This is a genomic window from Actinoplanes solisilvae (assembly GCF_003999975.1).
Taxonomy (GTDB): domain Bacteria; phylum Actinomycetota; class Actinomycetes; order Mycobacteriales; family Micromonosporaceae; genus Actinoplanes; species Actinoplanes solisilvae.
Genome location: NZ_RJAC01000003.1, coordinates 463,112 through 481,251, shown reverse-complemented (window position 1 = coordinate 481,251; position 18,140 = coordinate 463,112). Strand labels below are relative to the sequence as shown.

Genomic DNA, 18,140 nt, shown 5'->3' with positions numbered 1-18,140 from the left:
CTCGACCTGGTGAACTTGCTTCGCACGGTCGACCCGCGCGCTTGAGAAACGTGCCGCAGGCGCCGCGAGCTACGTGGAGTAGGTGCCGTCCCAGGGTTCGTCGAAGCCCAGGCGGTCGGGGTAGAGCTCTACCCATTCGATGTGACCGCCGTCGCCGGCCCGGTCGCCAGATACGTCCATCAGGGCGAACAGGACGCCGTCGGCCTCGGTCCGGAACAGCTGGATCGCGATGTCCCCGTAGACGCGGCCCGGCAGAGCGTTGACCAGCTCGTCAACCTGCTGAATCAGCTCGTCGCGATGCTGCACCCGCACCACCCGGGACTCGCGGTGGACCCCGTCGTGGCTGAACAGGTGCACGTAGGCGTGGTGGTCCCAGCCGTTGGCGTAGAACTGACCATCGTTGTAACGGCCGATTCGGTCGGTCCGGTAGTCCGGTTCGTAGACGATGGGGATCAAGGCAGGCACGGGCATGACACGAAACCTAGCGGGTCAGGTCAGCGCGCCCGTGCATGGCGCGGGGCTGAGGCCGGTTGTGCGACGAGGGTGTTCGTAGCGGCGGCGGTTCGCTATCAAAGACTGTCCGGGTTTGATATTTGATACGGTCCGTTCCTATGAAGATGTCGGTCACCGATCACGTCGCATCCGGGCCGGCTCAACCCACTGCGTGACGCCCCGCAAAGGCACGCAGCTCGGCCAGCGTGCCCGGCAATCCCGCCCACACCAGCGGCGCGAGAACACGGTCGGTGGCGAAGATGTCGGGCCGCTCGCAGAGGTGCTCGACGAGCTCGCGCTGGGCGGGGCCGAGGTAGTCCCACCGGAGCAGTTCGCGGTCGACCCACGCCGACGTGGGGAGCCCGGCCCGGTCGAGGATCGCGACCAGGTGGTTGTGCCAGTTCGAGGAGGGCGTCTCGGCGAGCATCCGGGCCAGGATCGGCCGGATGCGATCGTCGTGTCCCGCGGGGTCGGCCTCGGTCAGCTCGGCGACGGCGAGTTCTTCGCGGACGCCGTACCAGGGATCGCCGGCGACGGCCGTGCGGGTGGCCCACCGCCGCAGCTCGCCGGTCGCTGACGTCAGCAGACGGGAGTCGCGTAGCCGGACGGCGGCCACCGCCGCGGCCCACCGCACGCTCTCGTCCTCGTCGCTGAGCCGTCGGCCCAGCAGTTCGCTGACCGTCGACGTGCCGACCGGCGCAACGGCGCTCAGGGCCAGCAGCGCCGTCGTGGTGAGTGCGATCGGCGCGTCGTCGGAGGCGGCGACGGAGGCCAGTGCGGGCACGAGAAGGTCGGCGTGCTCGGGGAAAGCGGCGAGAAGCTGCGCGACGGGTACGGCGATCTCGGCGTCGGCGTCGTCGAGCAGCGGGATCAGCCGGGGTAGCCCAACGGCGACCGCGTCGTAGGCCGACAACGCGGACGACGGCCCGGCCGCCCTCAGCGCGTCGATCGGGAAGCGCCGCCAGTCGTGGTTGTCGCCGCCCGTGGCCAGCGACTGCAGCAGCACGACGATCTCACCCGGGAACGGGGTCGCCGGGTCGGCCGCCAGCGTCAGCAGGAACGGCACGGCCGGGGCACTCGCCGAATATCGGGTTCCCTGATGCGCGATGCTCGAGAACAGCGCCTCCAAGGCCTCGTCGCGTTCGTCGCCGAGCAGTCCGCGAATCATCTCGGGCACGTCGTCGGCCGAACCGTAGGCGTGGCTCAGTGCGGCCCAATTGACTTCGTCCAGCTCCTCGATCACGCCGACATCATGCCGCAACCGGCTGCCGCAGAATCGTCCGCAACTTCTCGGGCGCCGTCCTGCGGGCATCACTGAGGTAGATCTCGTGGTGCTTGCCGACCATCCGCAGCCCTTGCGCGGCGATGAATTCCTCGTGCATGCGGGCGAGAACCGGTCCTTCGTCGTCGTACGAGCCGATGTGCAACGTCTGCACACATCGCCCTTCGGCCAGCGTCTCCAGGCGAACCGCGGGATGTCCGTCGACCTCCGAGCGGACATCTTCGAAAAGACCGGCGTCGATCCAGTCGGGCACCATGATCATGAGGGTCCAGTCCCAGCGTGTTTTGTCCCGCGCCGCCGTGAACGTCTGCATGTCCTCGGCCCACCACAGCCCTTCGAGCGGCATCACGACATAGTCGCGCCCCAACGTCTTCTTGCTGGCGAACTTCAACCGATAGGCCAGCGGGTACAACGCCGCGGTGGCCTCGGCGAACCCACCCGCATTGGGGTCCCCGTGCCCGTCGATCATGAGATATCGCAGCTCGGGCACGTCCACGACGGCGAACGCTCCCGCCCTGGCCCGGTAGGCGGCGATCGCACGCTTGAAGTCGACTTTTTCCACGACGAAAACTCCAGACGTACGCGACGTGACAGTCCTCAACCGCAGGTGCGGTCGCCCTCGCCGCCCCTCGCGACCACCTGCCACGAAAGGCCGCAGCGCGCCTTTCGCGCCACTGCGGGCAAGAACCCGTTGGGTGACAAGTGCACAATACGGGCATGGCTTGGAAAGACTTCAGCGACTGGGGTGAGACGGCCGCCTGACCGGCCGGGGTGGGTCGGGAGCGGCCCGGCCCCGGCCGGCACCGGGTCAGCCGAGCAGGGTGTGCAGCCAGCGCAGGTTCTCGACCTGCTGGATCGTCGCGCCGCCCTCGTGGCCGTTGTAGGGCCACACGCGGATCTCCTTCGGGCCGCCGTAGCGGTTGTAGGCGGCGTACACCGTCGACGGCGGGCAGATGTCGTCCATCAGCCCGACCGCGTAGAGCGCCGGTGCGGTGGCACGGGCCGCGAAGTGGACTCCGTCGAAGTACGACAGGGTGGTGAACGCCTGCTCGATGCGGTCGCGGTTGACGGCGAACATGTCGGACAGCTCGCGGTACGGCCGGGCGTCGGTGATCTCGGTGGCGCGCCGGAAGTACGTCAGGAACGGCACGTCGATGATGGCGCCGCGCAGCCCCGGGCGCAGACCCGCCACGGCCTGGGCGATCGCGCCGCCCTGGGACGCGCCGGCCACGACCACGGCGGCCGGGTCGGTCTCGGGCCGGGTCAGGGCCGCGTCGACGGCGCGTACGGCGTCGGTGAACAGGCGGCGGTAGTAGTAGTCGTGCGGGTCGAGCACGCCGCGGGTGAGCAGGCCGACGTGCTGCGGGCCGACGCCGGGCAGGTCGGGGGTGTCGCCGTCGCCCTGGCCGCGCGAGTCCATGACCAGCACGTTGTAGCCGGCCGCGGGGTAGAGCAGCCACTCGTGGGGGCGTCCGCGCCCTCCGCCGTACCCGATGAACTGGATGATGGTGGGCCGGGGGCCGGTGCTGTGGGCCGGGGTGAGGAACCAGCCGGCGACGCGCGAGCCGCCGTAGCCGGACCAGCGCACGTCGTAGACGTTGACGCCGGGGAGCAGTACGTCGACCGGCTCGAAGCTCGGGGCCAGGTCGTAGCCGGCGGCGTCGTCGAGCGTGCCCTGCCAGAAGGCGTCGAAGTCGTCGGGCCGTTGGACGTCCGGAGCGTAAGACTGCAGGGAGGAGACGGGAAGGTCGAACTGTGCCATCGAACGGTCTCGCAATTCTTCGGAGGGACGGCTATCCCTTGTTGGCGCCGAGCGTCAGTCCGGCCACGAAGTGCCGCTGCAGCGCGAGGTAGACGATAAGCGCGGGGATGACGGTGATGGTGGCGCCCGCGGCGATCAGGTTGTAGTTCTGGATGAACTGGCCCTGCAGCGCGTTGACGCCGGTGGTGATGGGCAGCCGGTCGCCGGTCTGCAGGAACAGCAGCGGCCAGAAGAAGTCGTTGTAGAGCCAGATGACCTGCAGGGTGCCGAGGGCGGCGAGGGCGGGCCGGGTGAGCGGCAGGATGATCTGGCGGAACTGCCGCCACACCCCGGCCCCGTCCACGAGCGCCGCCTCGGTGAGTTCGACGGGCAGCGTCTTCATGTAGTTCGACAGTACGAATGTGCAGAATCCGAGCTGGAAGGCGACCTCGACCGCGATCACCGCGTAGTACGTGTCCAGCAGCGACCCCGACGTACTCAGTGAATAGGGCAGTGGGGTGTGTTTGAACATTTCGAACAGCGGCGCGGCGAGCACCTGCGGCGGCAGCATGTTGCCCGCCGTGAACAGGATCAGCAGCGTGATGTTGAACTTCCAGGTGAAGCGGCTGACCGCGAACGCCATCATGGCCGCGAGCGCCAGGGTCAGCAGCACCGCCGGGACCGTGATGTAGATCGAGTTCACGAAGTACGTGGGGAGCTGGCCCTGGGTCCATGCGGTGCTGAAGTTGTCGAGGTTCAGCGGGCCGCGCAGACTCCAATATCCGTACTTGTCGGTCACGGCCTTGGGTCGCAGCGCCGTGTACAGGGTCCACAGCAGCGGCGCGAGCCACAGGGCGGCCATGAAAAGCAGGAACAGATGGGTCCCATAACGTGGCCGTCTCAAGAGGCCCTCCGGAACGTACGCACGAGGTAGATGACGATCGGCACGAGCGAGACCACCAGCAGCAGCACGGCCAGCGCCGAGCCCACGCCGATGACCTGCCCCTCGCCGACGAGGTTCTGGATGACGAGGATGCTCAGCAGCTCCAGGCCGTTCGTGCCGCGGTTGATGACGTACGCGATGTCGAACGCGCGCAGCGCCTCGATGAACGTGATGACCACGACCAGCACGTTGATCTGTTTCATCGCCGGGAAGACCACGCGGAACAGGGTCTGCCGGCCGTTGGCGCCGTCGATCGCCGCGGCCTCGCGCAGGGTCGGGTCGAGGCCCTTGAGCCCGGCCAGGTAGAGCACCATGATGTAGCCCGCGTGCCGCCAGGCCGTCGCGACCAGCGCGGCCCACAGGTTCACGTCGGGGTCGCCGAACCAGTCGACCGCGCCGGGGGTGCCGGCCGTGCCGAGCACGTTGTTGAGCAGGCCGTCGTCGCGGGCGTAGACGAGCTGCCAGATGATGCCGACCAGCACGAGCGAGAGCATCACCGGGGTGAAGAAGATGCTCTGGTAGATGCGGCTGCCGCGGATGTTCTGGTCGAGCACGACGGCGAGCGCCACCCCGAGCGGGGTGGCGATCAGCGCGAGGAAGGCCAGCCAGATCACGTTGTGGGCGACGGCCGGCCAGAACGGCGGGTAGTCCTCGACGGCGAACCGGTAGTTGCTGAGCCCGGCCGGTTCGATGTCGGAGACGGCGAGACCGTTCCAGCGGGTGAAGGACAGCCCGATCGAGAGCAGCGTGGGGATCCAGACCAGCACGGCCTGGACGAGGGTCGGCACACCCACCATGACGGCGAGCACGACCCGGTCGGAACGGGACAGGCGGAGCTTGGACATGACTACGCCGAGGCGTACAGCGTCTTGGCCTGAGCTTCGAGACCGCGCGTGTCGATGGTGCCGTCCTTCACGAAGCCCTGCAGTGCCGGGATCATCACGTTGCTGGCCATGGCCGGCAGCGCGTCACGGTCGAAGAACTGGCTGACGTTCTTCGACGCGGCGATGAGCTCGGCCGCCTTCTTCTGGATCGGCGAGAAGCTCGACGTGTTCGCACCGGCGGCGGTCTGCAGATTCGAGGGGTCCTTGGCCGCGTACGCATCCTGGGCGGCGGGGGTGCCCAGGTAGGCGAGGAAGTCCTTGGCCGCCTTGTTCTTCTCGGCCCGCTTGGACATCACGAATCCGTCGATCGGGGCCTCGACGGCTTCGGTGCCCTCGACGGCGATCTCGGGGAACGGGAAGAAGTCGAGGTCGTCGACGACGGATTTGTCGGTGATCTCCTGCAGCAGGAAGGTGCCGATGACGTACAGGCCGCTCTTCTTGTTGGCCAGGTTCTTCGCCGCCTGCTGCCAGCTCTGGCCGAGGGCGGCGGTGTCCTGGTAGGGCAGCAGCGCCTTCCAGTTGTCGAAGACCGCCTTGACCTTCGGCGAGTCCCACGATTCCTTGTGGGCGCACAGGTCGACGTGGAACTGGTAGCCGTTGGTGCGCATGTTCAGGTAGTCGAACGTGCCCATCGCGGGCCAGCCGTCCTTGCCGCCGAACGCGATCGGGCTGAGCCCGTCCTTCTTCATCTGGGCGCACAGGGCGACGAGCGCGTCGAAGGTCTTCGGCACCTGGTAGCCGTGCTGCTGGAAGACGCTCTTGCGGTAGAAGACGACCCACGGGTAGTTGTAGTTCGGCACGAGGTATTTCTTGCCCTCGTGCGACGAGGCCGCGGCCAGGCCGGTGCCGAAGTTCGCGCCGATCTTCTCCCACACGTCGTCGATCGGGGCGAGCAGGCCCTTGTCGGCGTAGAACCGCATGCGGTAGCCGGCGAACCAGGTGATGACGTCTTCCGGGTTGGCCTGCAGGTAGGTGCTGATGTTGTTGACGAGCTGGTCGCGCGGCATGACATTGAGGCGTACGGTGTCGCCGCTGCTGGTCTGGAAGCCGTCGACCATGGCCTGGATGCCCGACTTCGGCACCGCGTCGGCGAGGCCGGAGCCGAGCGAAGTGGCCTTGCCGTCGGATGAGGAAGCCGGGTCGCCGCCGGTGCAGGCGGCGAGGATCGGGATCGCGCCGAGAGCGGCGGCGCCCTTGAGGACGGTACGGCGGGACTGCGTCATGACTGCTCCACGGGGGAAAGCCGGACCAGCGCGCTGGCATGGTCACCGGACGGGAGGGTGAGGGGCAGGCCCCGGCCGAGCAGGACCTCCCCGGGGTAGGTGGTTCCGGAATCGAGGTCTCGGTAGAGGACGCCGGGCTTCACCGCGGTCAGCCGCAGCGGACCCGGGTCGTGGCCGTAGGCGCGCGACGGGCACCAGGCGAGGACCACGTGCTCGTCGGCCCAGACGTAGTGGACGCCGGTGAGCGTGCCCGCGCCGGTGAGCCGGTGAGCGTCGCCGTGCTGGATGACGGGCCGCACGTCCTTGTACGCGGCGACCAGGGCGGCCGCCTCGGTCAGCTCATCGGGTGTCCAGGTGGTGAGGTCACCGCCGAGGCCGAGCGCCCCGGCCATCGCCATATGGAAGCGGAACCGCAACGGCGTCGAGCGCGCGGTGGTGACGTTCGGGTTGTCGGTCACCCAGGCGCTCATGACCTGGGCCGGGAACAGCTGGCTGAAGCCGTGCTGGATGCCGAGCCGGTCGACCGGGTCGGTGTTGTCGCTGGGCCAGATCTGGTCGGTGCGGCGCAGGATGCCCAGGTCGGCCCGCCCGCCGCCGCCGGCGCAGGCCTCGATGCGCAGCCCGGGGTGGTCGGCGCGCAGCCGGTCCATGATGCCGTAGACGGCCCGCGTGTGGTCGAGGAACACCGAGTCGGGGGCGGCTTCGGTCAGGGCCCGGTTGAAGTCCCACTTCAGGTAGTCGAGGTCGAGATCCCCGACGAGCTTGTCGAGCCAGGCGTGCGTCCACGCGGCGACCTCGGGCCGGGCCAGGTCGAGCACCATCTGGCTGCGCAGCTCGGTGCGGCGGCGGTTCGGCTGGTGCACCACCCAGTCGGGGTGTTCGCGGTAGAGGTCGCTGTCGGCGTTGACGCTCTCGGGTTCGATCCACAGCCCGAATCGCATGCCGAGCCGGCGCACCTCGGCCGCGAGCGGGCGCAGCCCGTCCGGGAACCGTTTCGGGTTGGGCGTCCAGTCGCCGAGGCCCGCGTGCTCGCCGGTGCGGGCGCCGAACCAGCCGTCGTCCATCACGAACAGTTCGACCCCGAGGTCGGCGGCCCGCGCGGCCAGGGCCATCTGCCCGGCCTCCTCGACGTCGAACCCGGTGGCCTCCCACGAGTTGTAGAGCACCGGGCGGTCCTCGTCCGGGTGGGTCAAGACCCTCAGGCGCACGTACGAGTGCCAGACGCGCGAGACGCCGCCGAAGCCCTCGCTCGACCACGTCCCCGCGAACACGGGCGTCGACAGGGTCTCGCCCGCGCCGAGGGTCCAGGTCAGTCCCTCGTGGCCGAAGCCGCCGGTGAAGCCCGTGCGGCCGCCGGGGTCGCGGTGCAGCGTGATCCGCCAGCTCCCGCTCCACGCCAGCGCGGCGCTGAACACCTCGCCGTGGTCCTCGCCGGCCGTGCCGTCGTCGAGGGCCAGCCAGGGGCTCGCGTGGTGGCTGGTCACGCCACGGCGGCTGGTCAGCACGGTCTCGGCCACCGGCAGCGGAGCCCGGCGCAGCCGCGACTCGCTGACCCACGCGCCGACCAGGTGGCTGAGCCGGTGCTCGGCGCGGGCCGGCAGGGTCCACGCGGCGGAGTCGCAGCGCAGGAGGGTGATCGGCTCGCTCCCCCGGTTGGTGACGTCGGTCCAGCGTTCGAGGACGTCTCCGGCGAGCCGGTAGTGCAGGGTGACGGCGAGCGGGTAGTGCCGGTCGGCCAGGCGCACGCTCAGGTGCTCGCCGTCGATCTTGTGTCCTTCGTAGACCCATTCGATCGCGCTGGTGCCGTCGGCGAAGCGCACCAGCAGCGAGGACGGGCCGAACTGGGCGCCGCCCTCGACCCGCAGCTCGGCCTCACCCGTTCCCTGCTCGAAGCTGCTGGCGGCCGGGTCGGGAACGGGCTCGGACAACGCTGTCGCGGCCTCGAGGGTGAGCGGCGCTCCCCAGTGCACGTGGCGCACGCCGCCGCCGTCGAGACGGAGGGCGTAGCTGGTGGATGGCCCGCTGAGCAGCCAAAGGTGGTGCTCGGGGGCGAAGACGACTGGCATTCGTGGGGTCCTCGCTGTTACACGCCGATGTCGGGGCGATGACGTGCCGGTGAGCGTAGGAGCGATCATCCGCGAAAATCAATACTTGACGAAGTTAATTATTGATCCTAGTTTTCGGGACGTGATTGATGACGACGCCGCCCTCGCCGCGTCCCCCGCCGCGGCGGCGATCCTGACCGCCCTGGTGACCGCGGGTCCACAGAGCAGGGTGAGCCTGGCCCGCCGGCTGGGGTTCTCCAGCGCGGCGGTGACCAAGGCGGCGCGGCCGCTCATCGACGCCGGCTATCTGACCGAGATGGACGCGACCGAGCGATCCGGCCCCGGCGCCGGCCGCCCGGCCAGTCCCCTGACGGTCCACCCCGACCGGGAGTTCTTCGTCGGCGTCAAGCTCACCGCCGACGAGCTCATAGGGGTCGTCTGCGACCTGACCGCGCAGGTCCGGGCGGTCGCCCACCGGCCGCTGCGCAGCGCCGCCGTCATCGACGTGCTCGACGAGATCGCCACCCTGGTCGACGGCCTGCTCGACGAGCGCTTCCGCGACCGCACCCGTCGCCTGGGCCTGGCCGTCTCGGGCGACGTCGACCGGGCGAGCGGGCTGGTGCGCTACTCGCCGTTCCTGCAGTGGCACAACGTCGAACTGGCCCGGCTGGCCGCCAACGCGACCGGGCTGACCGTCACGGTCGAGAACGACGTCAAAGCTCTGACGACCGCCGAGCACTGGTTCGGCGAGGGCGCCGGGGCCGAGTCGTTCGCCCTGGTCACGGTCGGGTCCGGCATCGGCTGCGGACTGGTCGTCAACGGGCGGCCGGTCACCGGGGCGCACGGGGTGGCCGGCGAGATCGGCCACCTCAGCGTCGACGCTTCCGGGCCCGAGTGCCACTGCGGCGCCCGCGGCTGCGTCGAGGCGATCGCCGGCACCGAGCCGATAGTGGCCGCCGTCCGCGCGGTCACCGGGCGAGAGGTCACCGCCGAGGAGTCGTACGCCCTGGCCCGTCAGGGTGACGCCGGGGTCGCGGCGGTCTTCGCCCGGGCCGGCGAGGCGATCGGCCTGGCCATCGCGGCCGTCGCCAACCTGGTCGGACCGGCCCGCATCGTCGTCTCCGGCGAGGGCCTGGCCGCGTACGACCTGTTCGAACCACACATCCGGGCGGCGTTCGAGCGGCAGGCCTTCGGGGCCGCCGCCGACTGTCCCCTGTCCATCCGGCCGCTCCCCTTCGAGGAGTGGGCTCGCGGTGCCGCCGCCGCGAGTATTCAGAACCGGTTGATCCCCTTGTAGGAGGTTCACCTCTTGAGGTCCGTCCCCCGGTCCGTCGCCGCCGCACTGTTCGGCGCCGGACTCGTCCTCACCCTCGGCGCCGCCCCCGCGCTCGCCGACGGCCCCAAGCCCAAACCCGCCCCCACATCCGCGAGTCCTGGCACGGTCACCCGTGATCCGTCCCCCACGCAGCGCGCGCAGGCCATGGCCGCGGCCGCGCCGGGACTCGCGGACAAGCCGCTGATGGGCTGGTCGAGCTGGAGCCTGCAGACCCTGAACCGCCCCGAGGTCAACCCCGACGGCCTCGGCAGCTGGCTCACCGAGGCCAACCTGCTCAAGCAGGTCGACGCCCTGTCGAGCAAGCTCAAGCCGGCCGGCTACGAATACATCAACATCGACGCCGGATGGTCGCGCGGCCTCAAGTCGTGGGACTCGATCACCTACGACGGCAACGCCCGCGAACTGGCCGACCCGGTGCGCTTCCCGCACGGCATGAAATACGTCGCCGACTACATCCACGGCAAGGGCCTCAAGGCGGGCATCTACCTCGCCGTCGGGCTCAACCTCAGCGCGTACGGTTCGGGGACGACGCCGATCGCGGACGCGCCCGGCTGCACCACGGGCGACATCGTGTACTCCGACCTGCGCACGACCAACGGCTGGGACAGCTCGTACAAGATTGACTTCTCGAAGCCGTGCGCGTCGAAGTACATCGACTCGCAAGCCGCACTCATCGCGTCCTGGGGTTTCGACTTCCTCAAGCTCGACGGCGTCGGGCCGGGCTCGTTCAAGAGCGGCACGAACTACGACAACCGCGAGGACGTCAAGGCGTGGCGGGCCGCGCTCGACAAGACCGGGCGCCCGATCCGGTTCCTCGTCTCGTGGTCGCTCGACCGCGACTACGCCGCCGACTGGAAGGCCAACAGCAACGGCTGGCGCATCGACACCGACGTCGAGTGCTACTGCACCACGCTGGTGACCTGGAACAACTCGGTCAAGGTGCGCTGGGACGACGCGGCCGCGTGGCAGCCGTGGGCCGGTCCGGGCGGCTGGAACGACCTGGACGCGCTCGACGTCGGCAACGGCGAGATGGACGGCCTGACCGACGCCGAGCGCAAGGCGTACATGACGCTCTGGGCTGTGGCGGCGGCACCGCTCTACACGGGTGACGATCTGACCGAACTCGACGCGTACGGGCTGAAGCTGCTCACCAACCGCGAGGTGATCGCACTCGACCAGCAGGGCATCGCGGGCCGGCCGGTGACGCCGTCGGGCACCTCGCAGGTGTGGGGTCTGCGCAATCACGACGGTTCCTACACGGTGGCGCTGTTCAACATGGGCTCGTTCCCGGCCACGGTCGACGCCTCGTGGGCGAGCTTCGGGTTCAGCGGCAAGGCCGACGTACGCGACCTGTGGGCGGGCAAGAACCTCGGCGTACGCGACGGCGGCATCTCGGCCACGATTCCGTCGCACGGGGCGGAGCTGTTCCGGGTGACGCCGCGATCGTCGAACCCCGGGGTCACCGTCTACGAGGCGGAGAACGCCACAGTCGCCAACGGTGCCGCGGTTGCTGACTGCTCGCTGTGTGCGGGCGGCAAGAAGGTGGGCAACCTCTACAACGGCGGCGCGGTGCAGTTCCGCGACGTGACCGTGCCGAAGGCGGGCACATACCAGGTCAACGTCCGCTACGTCAGCGGCGACCCGCGCTCGGCCCTCATCTCGGCCAACGGCCAGAACGCGCAGACCACCGCGTTCTTCTCCAGCGGCGGCTGGGACCGCCCCGCCACGGCGACCGTGTCGCTGCCGCTCAAGGCCGGCAAGAACACCATCGAGATCGACAGCAGCACCCCGGTCTACTCCCCCGACATCGACCGCATCGAGGTCGCCCGCTGACTTTCCTCTCCGTCAAAACGGAAGCGGCGTCCCGGATGGGGCGCCGCTTCCGTCTGACATTGTCAGACGGTCGGCATGTCCACGGTCAGCCCCGCCGCCGAGGCAGCCTCCGCCAGTCGTTTGTCGTAGGTAACGAATGAGGTCAGACGACTCTGTTGTTGGAGGCGCAGCCCGGTCGCCAGGTGGATGGCATCGAGGCTGCGTACGGTTGGCGGGGTGACCGTCTGGGCGAGGATACGAATCCCGGAGTCGATCTCGACCCGGACGATGAGATCGAGCAGCGCATGGAACTGGTTGATGACCGTGGGCATGTCGCCAGGAGCGGTGGCACGCACCAGCGCTCGGTACGTCTCAATCTCGACGAGACTGGAGCTGACCCACTCGATCGTGGAGCGCTCGTCGAGGTAGTCCCGCAGGGCACTGGTATCGGCTTCGTCGTGGACCAGCTTGACCGCGGCTGCCGAATCCAGATAGATCACTGTGCGTAACCTTCGCGCTCGCGTGCGATGTCGTCGGCAAGGTTGATCCCATCCGGTGCGGGCATGGGACGGCGCAAGAAGGCGCGTTTCAGTTCGGCCAGGCGTTCGCGACGGACCGCTGCTTCCAGCAAGGCCTGGCGGATCGCCTCTGAGCGATTGGTGCCGTCGCGAGTCAGCACGTCCAGCGCATGCTCGGTGTCCGCGTCGGTGCGGATCGTAACGGTGTCAGCCATGATGCAAGTGTAAGACGATTCGTAAGACATCGCCACTACAGTCCAGAGCGAACATATGTTCGACTGCTACCCCGCGCAGTACGTCGGAAATAACCGGGGCGCGATTCGAGGGACGGGCCCCTACGATCAAGCGCATGAGCCCGCGGAGCCTGACCCAGGTCGAAGCCGAGCAGCGGACCGCGCTGCTCACCATCGATCGCTACGACATCTCGATCGACCTCACCGACCTGCCCACCGGCTCCGCCGTGGTCTGCGTGTCGACCGTCACGTTCAGCTGCGACTCGCCCGGCTCGTCGACGTTCGTCGACTGCGCGGCGCCGGTCGTCTCGGCCACCCTCAACGGGGTTGACCTGCCCGCGCCGGTCGACGGCCGCATCGCCCTGGACGGGCTGGCCGAGCACAACGTGCTGCGCGTCGAGAGCGTGCAGGCCGACACCAGCGACGGCCCCGGCGTGCACAAGTCGGTCGACCCGGCCGACGGCGAGGTGTACGTCTGGACGACTTTCGAGCCCGACGAGGCGCGCTACCTGTTCGCCTGCTTCGACCAGCCCGACCTCAAGGCCCCGCACGCGTTCACGGTCACCGCCCCGGCGGCCTGGCTGGTGACCTCGAACAGCGCCGATCCCGCGGTCGAAGACCTGAACGGCGTACGCCGGTGGGTTTTCCCCGACACACCGACGCTGTCGACCTACAACACTGTCGTCAACGCCGGCCCGCTGCACGAGATCCGCCGCGAGGTCGACGGCTACGACCTGGGCCTTTTCTGCCGCCGCTCGCTGGCCCCGCTGCTCGACCGGGACGCCGAGACCCTGTTCACCGTCACCGCGCAGGGACTGCGGTTCTTCGGCGAGGTGTTCGGGCTGCCGTTCCCGCAGGCCAAGTACGACCAGGTGTTCATGCCCGAATTCGGCGGCGCGATGGAGAACTGGGGCTGCGTGACCTGGGACGACGGGTTCCTGCGCCGCTCGGCCCCGACCGCGGCCGAACAGGAGTCCTTCGCCGCGGTGCTGCTGCACGAGATGGCGCACATGTGGTTCGGCAACCTCGTGACCATGCGCTGGTGGGACGACCTGTGGCTGAACGAGGCGTTCGCCGAGTTCGCCTGCTACTGGGCGGCCGAGCGGGCCACGGTCCACACCGACGCGTGGGTCGGGCTGCTCGCGAGCGAGAAGCTCGACGCCTATCTGGCCGACCAGGGCCCGGTGTCCCACCCGATCCGCCAGCCCGTGCCCGACGTCGCCGAGGCCGCCTCCACCTTCGACGCGATCACCTATCCCAAGGGCGCGGCGGTGCTCAACCAGCTCAAGACGTACGTCGGTGAGGAGAACTTCGTCGCCGGCATGAAGCGCTACTTCGCCCGGCACGCGTGGGGCAACACGACCCTGCAGGACCTGATCGACGCGCAGGCGGCCGAGTCGGGCCGCGACCTGAACGCGTGGCGCGCCGGCTGGCTCGAGACGGCCGGGGTCGACCGGTTCACGTTCGCCGGCCTGACCCTGACCGGTCACGGCCCCGCCGGACCTCCGCGTCCTCAGGTCATGGCCGTCGGGGCCTATTCCCGTACGCCGTCAGGCCTGGTCCGCACGGCGGTCGAGCGGGTCGACGTGCGGGGCGCCACGACGCCGGTCTCGCTGCCGGCTGCCGACTTCTACCTGGTCAACGACGACGACCTCACGTTCGCGACCGTGCGGCCGTCGGCGTCCGACCGCGAGACGCTGATCAGCGAGGCGGGCGCGCTGCCGACGCCGGTCTCGCGCGGGGTCGCGGTCGCCACGGTGTGGGACATGCTGACCAACGGGGAGGCGACGCCGGCCGAGGCGGTGCGATGCCTGGCCTCGGTGCTGGCCGTCGAGACGGCCGAGACGGTGATCGAGCCCTACCTGCGGCTGGCCGGCGACGCGGCCGAGTTCTGGGCGAGCGACGCCGATCGGCCTCACCTGATGGCGAAGGTCTTCTCGACGTGTTCGCGGCTCGCCGCCGCCTCGCCTGCCCGCCGTCAGGTGGCGCTGCGCGGCATGATCCGTACGGCGGCCGACCTCGACGCGGTGGCCTCCCTGCAGGAGAGCGCCGGCGACGACGCCGACCTGCAGTGGCGTTGCCTGGTACGCAAGGCCGAACTGGGCGGCGAGACCTCCGCCGAGGTCGAGGCGCTGCTGGCCCGCGACCCCGACCCGGACGCCTCGTTCCACGCTTTCGCGGTGCGGGCGGCCCGGCCCGACGCGTCGGAGAAGGCGGCGATCTGGCAGGCGGTCGCGGTCGACCGGTCGGTGCCGATCGGCGCGATGCGCGAGGTGACGACGGCGTTCTGGCGGCCCGGGCAGGACGCGCTGCTGGCCGGCTACGCCGATAAATACCTGGCGCTGCTGCCCAGCCTCGGCCGGGGTGGCATGGTGCCGTCGATGGTCTACTCGGGGCGGCTGCTGCCGCGGTTCGGCATCGGCGCCGACTTCCCCGGGCGGGCCGAGAAGGCGGTCACCGACGCCGTGCCGGTGATCCGCCAGACGGTCCTCGAACGTGCCGACCTGCTGCGCCGCATGCTGCTGGCCCGTTCGAGCTAGGCGCCGCCTCCCCACCATGATCAACCGCCGGGTACGCCTGCTCGGGTGGCGCCGGCGGACGTACGGCATGATCGCCGACGTGGTTCTGCGGCGGCGGTTGCTCGTTCTGCTGGTGGTCCCGCTGGTGGCCTCGTGCACGAAGCCGTGGCGGGACAACAGCGGGCTCCCACCTACCGCCACGCCCAGCGTCCCGGCCGCGGCGCCCACACCCACCTCGGCCGGTCCCACGGCTCCGGCGGCGGTCGAAGCGGCGTCCGCGTGCGCGCTGATCGGGGCACAGATCACCGTGGGAGACGGGGGCGCGGCGTCGGGCTACCGGGAGCTGGCGCTGAAAATCCGGAACTGCGGCAACAAGCCGTACGAGGTGAAGGGGCGGCCGGACATCGTCGTGCTCGACGAGGACGGTCATCCACTGAAGGTCGCCGTCGTGGCCAGCGTGCATTACACCGAGCCGGCCCGGCGTCTCGTGCTGAAACCGGGCGAAGGTGCGACGACCATGTTGTCCTGGCGCAACACCGTCACGGATGTCGACGGCGGGTCGGACACCGGAACGTCGCTGGCGGTAGCCGTCGCCCCGGGTAAGCCGCGTCAGATCGTCACCATGCAGGAACATCCCCTGGATCTCGGCAACACCCGGCGACTCGAGGCCAGCGCCTGGTTCTGAGGCCCGTGGTCAGTCCTCGCCGAGGATGAACTCGGCGGCGCGCTCGGCGATGGCGTACACGGTGGCGTTGGTGTTGCCGGCCGTGATCGCCGGCATGACCGAGGCGTCGGCGACGCGTACGCCCTCGATGCCCCGCAGGCGCAACAGCGGGTCGACGACCGCCGAGTCGCCGTCGCCCATCGCCAGGGTGCCGGCCGGGTGACAGTAGGAGGCGACCGCCCGGCGGGCATAGTCGCGCAGCTCGAGCTCGTCGTCGCTGGCCGGACCGGGGATGACCTCGGAGTCACGCCACGGGGCGAGGGCGTCCTGCCGTCCGATCGTGCGGGCCAAGCGCAGACCGGCCACCACCGCGTCGAGATCCCGTACGTCGTCGTAGTAGTTGGGGTCGATCAGCGGGGCGGAACCGGGCACGGCGTCGGCCAGCCGTACGGTGCCGCGGCTGTGCGGGGCCATCACCGAGACACCGATGCTGTAGCCCTGGTCGGGGGCCTGGAAGCCGTTCACCGGGCGGGGGAGGTCGACGAAGATGAGCTGCAGGTCGGGTCCGGGCAGACCGTCGCGGCTGCGGACCAGGCCGACCACCTCGCCGTGGTTGTGGCGCGGCGTCGGCACCGGCTGCGACGAGCGGTAGATGACGTTGGCGACCGGGTGGTCCTGCAACCCGGCGCCGACGCCGGGCAGGTCGGCGACGACCTCGATTCCGTGGGCGCGCAGGTGGTCGGCGGGGCCGATGCCCGAGAGCATGAGCAGCTGGGGCGATCCGATCGCTCCGGCGGCGACGACGACCTCGCCGGCCGACACGCAGATCACCTCGGAGCCGACGCTGTAGTCGACGCCGGTGACCTTCTGGTTGTCGACGCGCAACCGGTGGACGAGGGCGTCGGTGACCACGGCGAGGTTCTTGCGGTCGCGCACCGGGCGCAGGTAGGCGTCGGCCGCGCTCTGCCGCTGCCCGCCGACGATGTTCACGTCGACCGGGCCGAACCCCTCCTCGACCCCGCTGCTGATGTCGCCGGCCCGCCGCTCACCGGCTTCGACGGCCGCCTCGAGAGCGGCCGCGAGCACCGGGTTGAGCGGGTCGGAGGGTGCCACGGTCAGCGGACCGCCGCGGCCGCGCAGCACGGGGTCGCGTCCGGGGGCGTTCTCGGACCGCTTGAAGTAGGGCAGCAGATCGAAGAAGCCCCAGTCCTTGGCGCCGGCGTCGGTCCAGCGCTGATAGCCGGACCGGTGTCCGCGGGTGAAGAGCATCGCGTTGATCGACGAGCCGCCGCCGAGGCCCTTGCCGCGCGGCAGCGGGGTGACCGCCCCCGGCGGCCCTTGGGGAACGGTGAGCTCGCCCCAGTTGGCCGGGCCCCTGACCAGGCTGGGCCAGGCGGGCGGGTCGGCCATCGCGGGCAGGGGGTCGGCCGGCCCGGCCTCGAGCAGCAGAACACGCAGCGAGGGCTGCTCGCTCAACCGCGAAGCCAGCACCGATCCGGCCGTGCCACCCCCGACGATCACCACGTCGTAGTTGTCCATATCGCCTCCCCGGAAAAACGTTTCCAACGGAAACGTCCAAGCGATAACAAAGATATCCCCCGGTAGTGGCGTTGCCAGCTCTTCGTCGAGAACGTCACGCCGATGAACCGGCCCCCTCAAGCATGCGTTGAAAGGCCCGCTTCACCGACGTCACCTGGCTCACGCCGGCCCGCCTCGCCTCGATCAGCCCGCCGCGGAGTCGGCCAGGCGCCCCAGCCACTCGGTCAGCAGGGCGCGCTCGGCCGGGGTAAGCGGGCCGCTGCCTTCGGCGGGCAGGGCCTGCCGCAGCGCGCTCGCATGGCGGGCCAGCGCGTCGGGGTCCGCGACCTTCGGCTCCGGCGCCGGGACGGCGATGATCTCGGAGCGCACGGTGGCCCACATCGCCGGCGGCACTCCGGGGTCGCGCCGGCCGGGTGGGATCACCAGCTGCGTCAGGACCGTGCCGACCCCGGCGGCGTGCATGATCGCGGTCGCTCGTTCGACGCTCGTGCGCAGGCGGCCGGCGGCGGCGACCCGTTCGATCAGGACGGTCAGACGCGCGATCGCCTCGTCGCGGGCGACGGCCGCCCGCCCCGGGCGCGGCTCGCCGAAGGCCAGCACATAGCCCGCCGGATCGGTGAAGCCGAACTCGATGTGCAGATCCCAGGCCCGAGCCAGGTCGGCCACCGGATCGGCGGTCGCGCCCAGCGCGCTCTTCTGCGACAGATAGGGCATCAGCCCGTAGAGGGCCACCGCGTCGAGCAGCCCATCCTTGTCCCCGAACAGCCGATAGATCGTCGGCGGCTGCACCCCGGCCGCGGCGCTCACCGAGCGGGTCGTCACCGCGTCCCGCCCGGACTCGCCCAGCAGGTCCCGCGCCGCCCGGATGATCCGTTCCCGGGTCGCCTGCCGCTCGTCGGTCGCCACGCC

Annotated in this window: 16 protein-coding genes; 4 read left to right on the top strand and 12 right to left on the bottom strand. The window is 70.1% G+C overall.

Features of this window, described 5'->3' with window-relative positions; all coding sequences use genetic code 11:
- Positions 1-69: 69 nt before the first annotated feature.
- The 8 genes from EER30_RS12845 to EER30_RS12810 all read right to left on the bottom strand — a co-directional run bounded on the left by EER30_RS12845 (position 70) and on the right by EER30_RS12810 (position 8,631).
- Positions 70-471, bottom strand: a complete 402-nt coding sequence (locus EER30_RS12845; RefSeq protein ID WP_127500618.1) for a hypothetical protein — start codon at positions 469-471, stop codon at positions 70-72.
- A 181-nt stretch (positions 472-652) separates the two neighbouring features.
- Positions 653-1,735, bottom strand: a complete 1,083-nt coding sequence (locus tag EER30_RS12840; protein WP_127500617.1) for a hypothetical protein — start codon at positions 1,733-1,735, stop codon at positions 653-655.
- 7 nt (positions 1,736-1,742) lie between these two features.
- Positions 1,743-2,336: a GyrI-like domain-containing protein gene (locus EER30_RS12835; protein WP_127500616.1), complete on the bottom strand. Its 594-nt coding sequence runs from the start codon at positions 2,334-2,336 to the stop codon at positions 1,743-1,745.
- 246 nt (positions 2,337-2,582) lie between these two features.
- Complete coding sequence (locus EER30_RS12830; RefSeq protein ID WP_127500615.1) at positions 2,583-3,536, bottom strand: acetylxylan esterase; 954 nt, start codon at positions 3,534-3,536, stop codon at positions 2,583-2,585.
- A gap of 31 nt (positions 3,537-3,567) precedes the next feature.
- Complete coding sequence (locus tag EER30_RS12825) at positions 3,568-4,377, bottom strand: carbohydrate ABC transporter permease (RefSeq protein ID WP_127500731.1); 810 nt, start codon at positions 4,375-4,377, stop codon at positions 3,568-3,570.
- A gap of 38 nt (positions 4,378-4,415) precedes the next feature.
- Positions 4,416-5,303, bottom strand: a complete 888-nt coding sequence (locus EER30_RS12820) for a carbohydrate ABC transporter permease (RefSeq protein WP_127500614.1) — start codon at positions 5,301-5,303, stop codon at positions 4,416-4,418.
- Positions 5,304-5,305: 2 nt separating this feature from the next.
- A complete protein-coding gene (locus EER30_RS12815) occupies positions 5,306-6,565 on the bottom strand; it encodes an ABC transporter substrate-binding protein (RefSeq protein WP_127500613.1) in 1,260 nt (419 codons plus the stop codon).
- Entirely contained in the window at positions 6,562-8,631 is a 2,070-nt protein-coding gene (locus EER30_RS12810) for an alpha-galactosidase (RefSeq protein WP_127500612.1), read from the bottom strand. The genes EER30_RS12815 and EER30_RS12810 overlap by 4 nt, the downstream gene beginning before the upstream one ends.
- 121 nt (positions 8,632-8,752) lie before the next feature.
- On the opposite strand from EER30_RS12810, the gene EER30_RS12805 reads away from it, so the two are divergent.
- Both EER30_RS12805 and EER30_RS12800 read left to right on the top strand, forming a co-directional pair.
- On the top strand, positions 8,753-9,907 hold the full coding sequence (locus tag EER30_RS12805; RefSeq protein ID WP_240669981.1) for an ROK family transcriptional regulator: 1,155 nt from the start codon (positions 8,753-8,755) through the stop codon (positions 9,905-9,907).
- A 12-nt stretch (positions 9,908-9,919) separates the two neighbouring features.
- Positions 9,920-11,779 (top strand): alpha-galactosidase D, encoded by a 1,860-nt coding sequence (locus tag EER30_RS12800; RefSeq protein WP_205650208.1) that lies wholly within the window; start codon positions 9,920-9,922, stop codon positions 11,777-11,779.
- A gap of 62 nt (positions 11,780-11,841) precedes the next feature.
- Here EER30_RS12800 and EER30_RS12795 read toward each other — a convergent pair whose 3' ends face one another.
- Both EER30_RS12795 and EER30_RS12790 read right to left on the bottom strand, forming a co-directional pair.
- A complete protein-coding gene (locus EER30_RS12795; protein WP_127500611.1) occupies positions 11,842-12,258 on the bottom strand; it encodes a type II toxin-antitoxin system VapC family toxin in 417 nt (138 codons plus the stop codon).
- Entirely contained in the window at positions 12,255-12,491 is a 237-nt protein-coding gene (locus tag EER30_RS12790) for a ribbon-helix-helix protein, CopG family (RefSeq protein WP_127500610.1), read from the bottom strand. Before EER30_RS12790 ends, EER30_RS12795 begins: the two co-directional genes overlap by 4 nt.
- Before the next feature lie 134 nt (positions 12,492-12,625).
- On the opposite strand from EER30_RS12790, the gene pepN reads away from it, so the two are divergent.
- Positions 12,626-15,049, top strand: a complete 2,424-nt coding sequence (gene pepN / locus EER30_RS12785) for an aminopeptidase N (RefSeq protein WP_127500609.1) — start codon at positions 12,626-12,628, stop codon at positions 15,047-15,049.
- A gap of 16 nt (positions 15,050-15,065) precedes the next feature.
- Positions 15,066-15,713, top strand: coding sequence for a DUF4232 domain-containing protein (locus tag EER30_RS12780; protein ID WP_127500608.1), 648 nt, complete (start codon positions 15,066-15,068; stop codon positions 15,711-15,713).
- A 9-nt stretch (positions 15,714-15,722) separates the two neighbouring features.
- Here EER30_RS12780 and EER30_RS12775 read toward each other — a convergent pair whose 3' ends face one another.
- Positions 15,723-17,231: a GMC family oxidoreductase gene (locus tag EER30_RS12775; RefSeq protein ID WP_127500607.1), complete on the bottom strand. Its 1,509-nt coding sequence runs from the start codon at positions 17,229-17,231 to the stop codon at positions 15,723-15,725.
- 183 nt (positions 17,232-17,414) lie between these two features.
- A complete protein-coding gene (locus EER30_RS12770; protein ID WP_240669980.1) occupies positions 17,415-18,137 on the bottom strand; it encodes a TetR/AcrR family transcriptional regulator in 723 nt (240 codons plus the stop codon).
- Positions 18,138-18,140 lie beyond the last annotated feature (3 nt).

Excerpts from the sequence above, each read along its gene's own strand:
- pepN (WP_127500609.1), top strand. The coding sequence starts at position 12,626 with ATGAGCCCGCGGAGCCTGACCCAGGTCGAAGCCGAGCAGCGGACCGCG.
- EER30_RS12815 (WP_127500613.1), bottom strand. The coding sequence starts at position 6,565 with ATGACGCAGTCCCGCCGTACCGTCCTCAAGGGCGCCGCCGCTCTCGGC.
- EER30_RS12810 (WP_127500612.1), bottom strand. The coding sequence starts at position 8,631 with ATGCCAGTCGTCTTCGCCCCCGAGCACCACCTTTGGCTGCTCAGCGGG.
- EER30_RS12820 (WP_127500614.1), bottom strand. The coding sequence starts at position 5,303 with ATGTCCAAGCTCCGCCTGTCCCGTTCCGACCGGGTCGTGCTCGCCGTC.
- EER30_RS12830 (WP_127500615.1), bottom strand. The coding sequence starts at position 3,536 with ATGGCACAGTTCGACCTTCCCGTCTCCTCCCTGCAGTCTTACGCTCCG.
- EER30_RS12775 (WP_127500607.1), bottom strand. The coding sequence starts at position 17,231 with ATGGACAACTACGACGTGGTGATCGTCGGGGGTGGCACGGCCGGATCG.
- EER30_RS12790 (WP_127500610.1), bottom strand. The coding sequence starts at position 12,491 with ATGGCTGACACCGTTACGATCCGCACCGACGCGGACACCGAGCATGCG.
- EER30_RS12780 (WP_127500608.1), top strand. The coding sequence starts at position 15,066 with ATGATCAACCGCCGGGTACGCCTGCTCGGGTGGCGCCGGCGGACGTAC.
- EER30_RS12845 (WP_127500618.1), bottom strand. The coding sequence starts at position 471 with ATGCCCGTGCCTGCCTTGATCCCCATCGTCTACGAACCGGACTACCGG.
- EER30_RS12825 (WP_127500731.1), bottom strand. The coding sequence starts at position 4,377 with ATGGCCGCCCTGTGGCTCGCGCCGCTGCTGTGGACCCTGTACACGGCG.